Source organism: Streptomyces sp. NPDC001156 (assembly GCF_053598275.1).
This window is the reverse complement of sequence record NZ_JBSFJX010000325.1, coordinates 1-6,483: the sequence shown is the minus strand read 5'-3', so window position 1 is coordinate 6,483 and position 6,483 is coordinate 1. Positions and strand designations below refer to the sequence as shown.

The 6,483-nt window shown below is 67.2% G+C and carries 11 protein-coding genes; 10 read left to right on the top strand and 1 reads right to left on the bottom strand.

Features of this window, described 5'->3' with window-relative positions; translation table 11 throughout:
• From ACWDA7_RS49215 to ACWDA7_RS49190, 6 genes are all read left to right on the top strand, one after another.
• Window positions 1-255, top strand: a 255-nt coding sequence (locus ACWDA7_RS49215; protein ID WP_450614279.1) for a hypothetical protein, incomplete at its 5' end; no start/stop codon positions are given.
• A 96-nt stretch (window positions 256-351) separates the two neighbouring features.
• On the top strand, window positions 352-690 hold the full coding sequence (locus ACWDA7_RS49210; protein WP_450614277.1) for a hypothetical protein: 339 nt from the start codon (window positions 352-354) through the stop codon (window positions 688-690).
• 2 nt (window positions 691-692) lie between these two features.
• Window positions 693-914: a DUF7620 family protein gene (locus tag ACWDA7_RS49205; protein ID WP_361824138.1), complete on the top strand. Its 222-nt coding sequence runs from the start codon at window positions 693-695 to the stop codon at window positions 912-914.
• A gap of 14 nt (window positions 915-928) precedes the next feature.
• On the top strand, window positions 929-1,249 hold the full coding sequence (locus ACWDA7_RS49200; protein WP_450614275.1) for a hypothetical protein: 321 nt from the start codon (window positions 929-931) through the stop codon (window positions 1,247-1,249).
• Between the two features lie 118 nt (window positions 1,250-1,367).
• Window positions 1,368-2,225: a peptidoglycan-binding protein gene (locus ACWDA7_RS49195; protein ID WP_450614273.1), complete on the top strand. Its 858-nt coding sequence runs from the start codon at window positions 1,368-1,370 to the stop codon at window positions 2,223-2,225.
• Window positions 2,226-2,704: 479 nt separating this feature from the next.
• Window positions 2,705-3,205 (top strand): hypothetical protein, encoded by a 501-nt coding sequence (locus ACWDA7_RS49190; RefSeq protein WP_450614271.1) that lies wholly within the window; start codon window positions 2,705-2,707, stop codon window positions 3,203-3,205.
• On the opposite strand, the gene ACWDA7_RS49185 is transcribed toward ACWDA7_RS49190, so the two are convergent.
• Window positions 3,195-3,950, bottom strand: coding sequence for a GntR family transcriptional regulator (locus ACWDA7_RS49185; protein ID WP_450614269.1), 756 nt, complete (start codon window positions 3,948-3,950; stop codon window positions 3,195-3,197). The two genes, ACWDA7_RS49190 and ACWDA7_RS49185, sit on opposite strands and share 11 nt — an antisense overlap.
• 145 nt (window positions 3,951-4,095) lie before the next feature.
• On the opposite strand from ACWDA7_RS49185, the gene ACWDA7_RS49180 reads away from it, so the two are divergent.
• The 4 genes from ACWDA7_RS49180 to ACWDA7_RS49165 all read left to right on the top strand — a co-directional run bounded on the left by ACWDA7_RS49180 (window position 4,096) and on the right by ACWDA7_RS49165 (window position 6,332).
• Window positions 4,096-4,566 carry a hypothetical protein gene (locus tag ACWDA7_RS49180; RefSeq protein WP_450614267.1) on the top strand — a complete coding sequence of 157 codons (471 nt, stop codon included), beginning with the start codon at window positions 4,096-4,098 and terminating at the stop codon, window positions 4,564-4,566.
• Window positions 4,563-4,727: a hypothetical protein gene (locus ACWDA7_RS49175; RefSeq protein WP_450614265.1), complete on the top strand. Its 165-nt coding sequence runs from the start codon at window positions 4,563-4,565 to the stop codon at window positions 4,725-4,727. Before ACWDA7_RS49180 ends, ACWDA7_RS49175 begins: the two co-directional genes overlap by 4 nt.
• A 343-nt stretch (window positions 4,728-5,070) precedes the next feature.
• Window positions 5,071-5,448 (top strand): hypothetical protein, encoded by a 378-nt coding sequence (locus ACWDA7_RS49170; RefSeq protein ID WP_450614263.1) that lies wholly within the window; start codon window positions 5,071-5,073, stop codon window positions 5,446-5,448.
• Complete coding sequence (locus ACWDA7_RS49165) at window positions 5,445-6,332, top strand: site-specific integrase (RefSeq protein ID WP_450614261.1); 888 nt, start codon at window positions 5,445-5,447, stop codon at window positions 6,330-6,332. The genes ACWDA7_RS49170 and ACWDA7_RS49165 overlap by 4 nt, the downstream gene beginning before the upstream one ends.
• The last annotated feature ends 151 nt before the right edge of the window (window positions 6,333-6,483 follow it).

Below are 6,483 nucleotides of genomic sequence, written 5' to 3'. Positions count from 1 at the left end.
CCTTGCCTCAGCAACAAGTTGATCTATCAGGACGTCCCGTTGCGTCATTCACCAGGGCTTGACCTGCACCTCAACACTCAAACGCAACGGTGTTGTCTTAGTTGCCCCCTGTGTGACCTGGAACTGAACGGCCCGGAGGAGATCAAAGCATCTGGGGCCGACATCACGAAGGCAGTGTTGCCCTCGAACACCGCCGTCTCGTGGGGCGCAACGCCTCCGGCTGCGGTCGACATCCACGACACCCACGCAGGCTGATCCCCGCCCCCCGAAGCCCCGGCCACCGTGCTGGGGCTTTCGCATGCCCCCCACACGCGCCGGATCCTCCAGCGCACACCCCGCTAGGAGGTCCCCTTGTTACTCCCTGAGCTGCTCAGGCTGGCCGCAGCCGAGGACTCGGGCCCCGATGTCGGCAAGCTGATAGGCCAGTTCGCCCAGTACGGCATCGTCGGCATAGTCGTGGTCCTGCTGATCCTCGGCGTGATCGTCCCGAAGTACGTGATGACCTCGCTCACCGCCGACCGCGACAAGTGGCGCGAAGCGTTCGAGAAGGAGCGCGAGGCGCACCAGCTCACCCGTGAGCAGCTCGCCAAGGCCGAGGAGCACGGGAGCGTCGCGATCGAGCAGGGCAAGACGCTGACCCGGCTCCTCGAAGAGCTGGGACACCGGCCGGAACTTCCCAGGAGCGCCTGACCATGCGGCCCTTCACCCGACGCACCAAGGTGTCTCCCGAGGCGGAGACCGCGATGAGGGCCGCCGAGAAGTCCCTCCAGCAGGCTCAGGCCCACCGTCCCGAGGTCGAGGCCAAACTCACCGAGAGCCGCCGGGTGAAGGAGCAGATCAGAGCCCACAACCGCGCCAACTCCTACAGCGACTGGATCGAGTCGATCGTCCTGAGCCGGCTGACCGACGGCTGATGCAAGGAGGCCCGATGCTCTACGCCCTCGTCTTGTACGTCCTCCTGGGCGTCGGCCTGGCCGCCTCGGCCGGGTTCCTCGCCCTTCACCATCCCCGCCACCCGTTCCGGATCACCGAGGTCAACTCCTCGGGGTGGGTCATCATCATCGGCCTGATCTACGCCCGTTCCCTCCTGCTGCTGGGAATCCGCGGTACTGGTCACGCCGGACCCTGGTGGGACGCCCTGCTGTCGCTCGGCCTCCTGGCGGCCACGACGGCCGTCCTCCTGGTCAGGTTCTTCTCCTACCTCCGGTACCTCCGGGCTCACCCTGAGGACCCGCCCACGGCCTCCTGAGCCGTCCCCCAAGCCGTCCCTCCCGGTCCCATCCCCCCGCCGGGAGGGGCTCGACTTTCCTCCGCCCCTGGCCATCGCCGGGGGCTTTTTCATGCCCTCGTACACCCAAGGAGCATCCGTGTCCGATCTTTGGCTCCCCGGTGCTGAGCACCTGGACATAGGCGACCACGCCCCGACCGATGGCGGCCCCGCCAAGGCGATTGCCCACATCACGTGGGACCGCAACGCGTCCAAGGCCAAGCCCCAGGACCTCGTCCCGTTCGCCAACCTCCGCTCGTACTTCTCCGGTGGTGGGCGGGCCATGGCCCCGCACATCCTGTGGTCGCCGTTCACCGGCCAGTTCACTCAGTTCGTCCCGGCCAACAGTCGCTCGAAGTCCGTGGTGGACCAGCCCGGCGGGACGAGGACCAACCGGGCCGGCTCGGTGGTGATCCAGATCGAGGGGCTCTTCTTCCCTTGGTGCCGCGTGAACGGCAAGGTCTACGAGTCGCTCGACGACACCCCGGGCAAGGGCTGGGACGAGCTGCACGCCTGGGTGAAGTCCTGGGGCGTCCCGGACGTCTGGCCGATGGGGAAGCCCAACGGCTTCGTCGGCCACCGGGACGAGCACACCTGGGAGACCAAGGCCGGGTGGTACGGGCACAACAGCGTGCCCGAGAACGACCACACCGACCCGGGCACGTGGTTCGACTTCCCGGCCGCTCCGAAGCCCCCGGCCGCCAAGCAGTACGAGCCCTTCCCCGGGGCCGCCTGGTTCACCATGGGCCGCAAGAGCCCGATCGTGGCCCGCATGCACGACCGCTTGGTGGCGGTGGGCTGCAACCGGTACCAGAGCAGCGCCAACAAGGACACGATCGGCTCCGGCGACAAGGCCTCGTACGAGGCCTGGCAGCGCAAGCTGGGCTTCACCGGCTCGGCGGCCACGTGGCCTCCCGGGCCCGCGTCCTGGGCAGAACTCAAGGTCCCCAGGGGTTGACGCCAGAGTCTCTATCGCCGCTTGCCGAGACCGGGAAGCCCAGAGGGTATGTCCCTCACACTGCGGCTAGGACCGGTCCACCGCTGCGGATCGACGGGTTCTGACGTCCAGCCGGACTCCTCCGCCGCGTCGTGCACGTCGGGCTCCTGCGGTGGAGGGACACGAGGGCGCTCTTTCCGTGGGCGTTCGGGCTCTGCGGAGGGCGTCCAAACTCGTTCCGCTGGTCTCGCTCTCTCCGCCGCGATCTGTTCCGGCCGCGTCCCAACTCTTCTGTGTCTCACCACAAGGCACCCCTGCGCTGCGTGGCCACCGCATACTGTCGCGCAGTCATGCTCCAGCTACCTCACCTAAGAATCAAGGGAAGGTAGCCACGGCCCCCTCGCCTCCTCCGGGAGGCGAGGGGGCGTTCTCCTCGTTTCCCTGCGGTGATCGGCGCGGGCGGTGAGAATCCCGGTGTGGATGCAGGAGTTGCGGCCGTCGTGGGTGCGGCCATCGGTGGTGGCCTCGCAGCCCTGACGGCGATCGGGACGAGCTGGTTCAGCCTCCGAGTAGCCCGCCTTCAGCTCAAGTCCCAAGAGACTGAGGCAGCTCAGCAACGACGCTTCGAAGGCCTCCGGGAACGTCGGGAACCGCGCGCCAAGGCATACTCCGACTTCGTGGCCGGTGGACAGCAGATCATTGACCTAATGATCCGAGGGCACGAAAACCTTCCAGGCGCGCTATTGGGGCAGGCCACCGAGATGGCCAAGCTCCGTGCTGCTGTCGCGATCTGGGGCCCCCAGCCCGTCGACGATGCCGCCGCTGAGTTTGTGGTGGCGTGCGCCATGCTCATGGCGCGAGTGCGCAGGGAGGACCCTTCAGCGACTGAGCAATTCCTGATGTCGCAAGATGTAGCCACCCCCTTGAACGAGTTCATCGAGGCAGCCCGAGCCGCACTGGAAGAGGACGGCACCGAACGCCAGCCGGCCGTCAGCCCTTGAGGGGGATGTCGAACTCCACCACGGTGGTGTCCCCGCGCCTCACGATCGGGGAGGCCACCTCAACGACCCGGCCGTCCTGGGCGATGTGGCGCCTCGTGTACCTGAGCACGGGCACACTGGAGCCGATCTTCAGGGTCTTGGCCTCGTGCTCGGTCGGCATGCCGCAGGTGAAGGACTCCTTGATCAGGGTGACCTGGATGCCCAGGGTGGCCATCTGGGCCACGGTGCCGCCCGGCCAGGGCTCGTGGATCGGGTCCGCCACCGGGGTGCCCTCCACGTCGCTCCAGCGCACGTACGAGGTGCTCATCTGGTGGGGCTGGTCGTTGTCGAAGAAGACGAAGTGGCGGGCCAGCAGCGACTCTCCCACCTCGCACTCGAAGAGGGACGCCAACTCCGGCGTGGCCTCCACCCGCTCGAACTTCTTGTCCAAGCGGTACTCGCTCCAGCCGATGTTCTGATCCCGGGTGAACGGCGTGGACGGGACGCCCGTCTTGTTCCGGTACCGGTCCGTGGTCATCCGGTGGATCGGAGGCCGCTCTCGAACTCGGGTCCCTGCTCGGGCTCGTGTCTCGATCAGGCCCTCGTTGCGCAGGAGCGCAAGGGCGTTGCGGATCGTGGTCTGCGAGACCTCGTACTGATCGGCGAGCTCGGGGAGCGTCGGGATCTGATCGCCGATCCGGTACTCACCGGAGTTGATGAGGTTCCGCAGCTCAGCAGCGATGCGTAGGTACCCCGGCCGCTCCATGCCCCACCACCGTCTCGTGTGATCGCCGCTTTCTGCGCACACATATTGCCCCGTCTGGCTTGACCTGCGCCAACCCCGCCCGCCAATCTGTGCAACACATATCCTCTTTCTGATACACAGAAAGTCAGGGGAGCGGGGGACACCCATGCCTGAATCGGGACAATCGTGGCGCCGAGAGTTCAAGGCGCACCCGGCTGAAGCCCGCCAGGTCCGCGAGTGGGTCGGGATCCGCTTAGCCCACCCGGACGCTCCGCAGGTCGCCAACGAGCTGTTCGTCTCCGTGGCGGGGAGCGGGACCGAGACGGTCGAGATGACCCTCTCCACGGCGGGCTCCAGGACCCGGGTGGTGGCAGCCGGCTCGGCAGAGCTGAGCCTCCTCCAGAGCCACGGCCCCGGCTTCAGCATCGTCAGCGGCCTCTCGGTCACCTCCGGCCTGAACACGGACGGACGAGGCCTGTGGGCCCATCTCGACACAGCCCGAGAGGACGGAGCAATGACAGACGACTACTTGAAGGCGTACAAGGCTCTGTACGACCACACCCTGACGTGCCGGGCCTGCCCGGCGAACTGCGACGAGGGCGCCGCCCTGCGCCAAGCTGTACGGGAGGCGCGATGACGAAGTGCCCCCATGGCGGCCATGAGTTCCCCGTCGAGGACGAGACCGGGGCCTACTGCGAGGAGCACGGCGTGACCCTGCTGTGGAACCCTCCCGACTTCGTGTGGGACGACCTGCTCGCCGAGCCGGGGCTCCTTCCCGAGACCCCCTCGGAGTCGTGATCCGCAAGAACCACCGCCAGAGGTGGGGAGCCTCGGTCCGCGAGAGGCATCCGGGGCTCCTTCAAGCCGCGAGTGATCGCCCTTGGGAAGGCGTGGACGCGGCCACACGCGTGGCCACACCGACGACATCCAATGCGATCGAGAAAACGCCCAATGCAACCCAGATGTCCGCTTTGGGCATACCCACAGGCCAAGCCTCTCCAAAGGATTGGGTTCGAGTCCCGTCACTCACCCTCAGTGATCAAGGGCTGACCTGTAGAAACGGGTCAGCCCTTCGTCATGCCCGGATCTTTGGGAACAACACGGGAACCGATCATGCGTTCCGCGCCCTATCGTCGCCTGCATGGCGAGCATCACAGAGAGGCCCAAAAAGAACGGTGACGTCACCTATCAGGTGAAGTGGCGCGAAGACGGCGTCTGGCAGACCGAGAACTTCGGCGGCGATCAAGGCGCAGCCCAAGCGGCACAGTTCAAAGCGCTCGTCGAGGCACACGGGAACAAGTGGCCGCACGGCTGGGTCAAGGGACACGGGTTCGTCGAGACCCCGCCCACGCCCGGCGACATACCCCTCGTCGACTACGCCACCCGCTACGTGGACCAGCTCACCGGCATCGACGACCGCACCCGCGAGGACTACCTCCGAGAGGTCCACCTGCACCTGACCTCGTGCAGCACACCGACCCCTACGGCCGGGCGCTCGAGGCGACCATCTGCAACGTGACCCAAGACGACGTCACGGACTGGGTGCGGATGGAAGAGGACGGCGAGCGGGACCCCGGCGACCCCGAGAAGTGGCTCCGCCGGGAAGCCGACCCCAAGGGCATCCGCAACCGGCACGGACTCCTCTTCTGCATCTTCCAGGCCGCCGTGGAAGCCACGCCGCAGCTCCGCACGACGGACCCGTGCAAGGGCACTCGCCTGCCCCGCATCGACGACCACATCGACGAGGAGATGTGCTTTCTCGAGCGCGACGAGTACGCCCGGGTGGCCGCGGAGATCACCGACCCCGCCGCGCGAGACCTCGCGGACTGGCTCGTCGGCACCGGGATGCGGTGGGGCGAAGCGACCGCGCTACAGGTCCGGGACCTGAACCTCAACGCCGACGTGCCCACGGCCAACGTGCAGCGGGCGTGGAAGCGGGCAAAGAAGGGCTCGGCGACGGCGTTCTATCTCGGGCCGCCGAAGACAAGGAAGGCGCGGAGACTGGTCGCCCTCTCCCGCGCGCAAGTCGAGATGGCGCGGCGGCTCGCGGCCGGCCGTCGTCCTGAGGACTACGTGTTCCGTGCCGCCATGGGCGGCGAGTGGAGGCACGCGAACTACTACAACCGGAAGTGGAAGCCTGCCGTGCAGGCCGCGGTCGACAAGGGGCTGCCGAAGCGACCACGCATCCATGACCTACGCCACACTCACGTCGCGTGGCTGATCGCCGCCAAGATCCCGTTGCCCGCGATCCAGAACCGGGTAGGTCACGAGTCGATCCAGACGACGGTGGACCGGTACGGGCACTTGGTGCGCGGCCTCGACGACGAGATCACGGCTGCCGTCGAGGCCGCGATGGCTGCTCCTCCGCCGGCAAGTGGGTCAGGGTTGCGGCGGGTGGTCTAGACGGTATGTAGGTGCCGGTCGTGGGTCCGGGCCTCGCTCGCAAGTTGTCGTGGGTCGCTGGCCGGGCGCAGTCTGGCCGGTAGTGCCTACATTTGCGGGAGGCCCGGTGTTTTCTGAGCGTACGAGCGTCGGGTTGGATGTGCATGCCCGC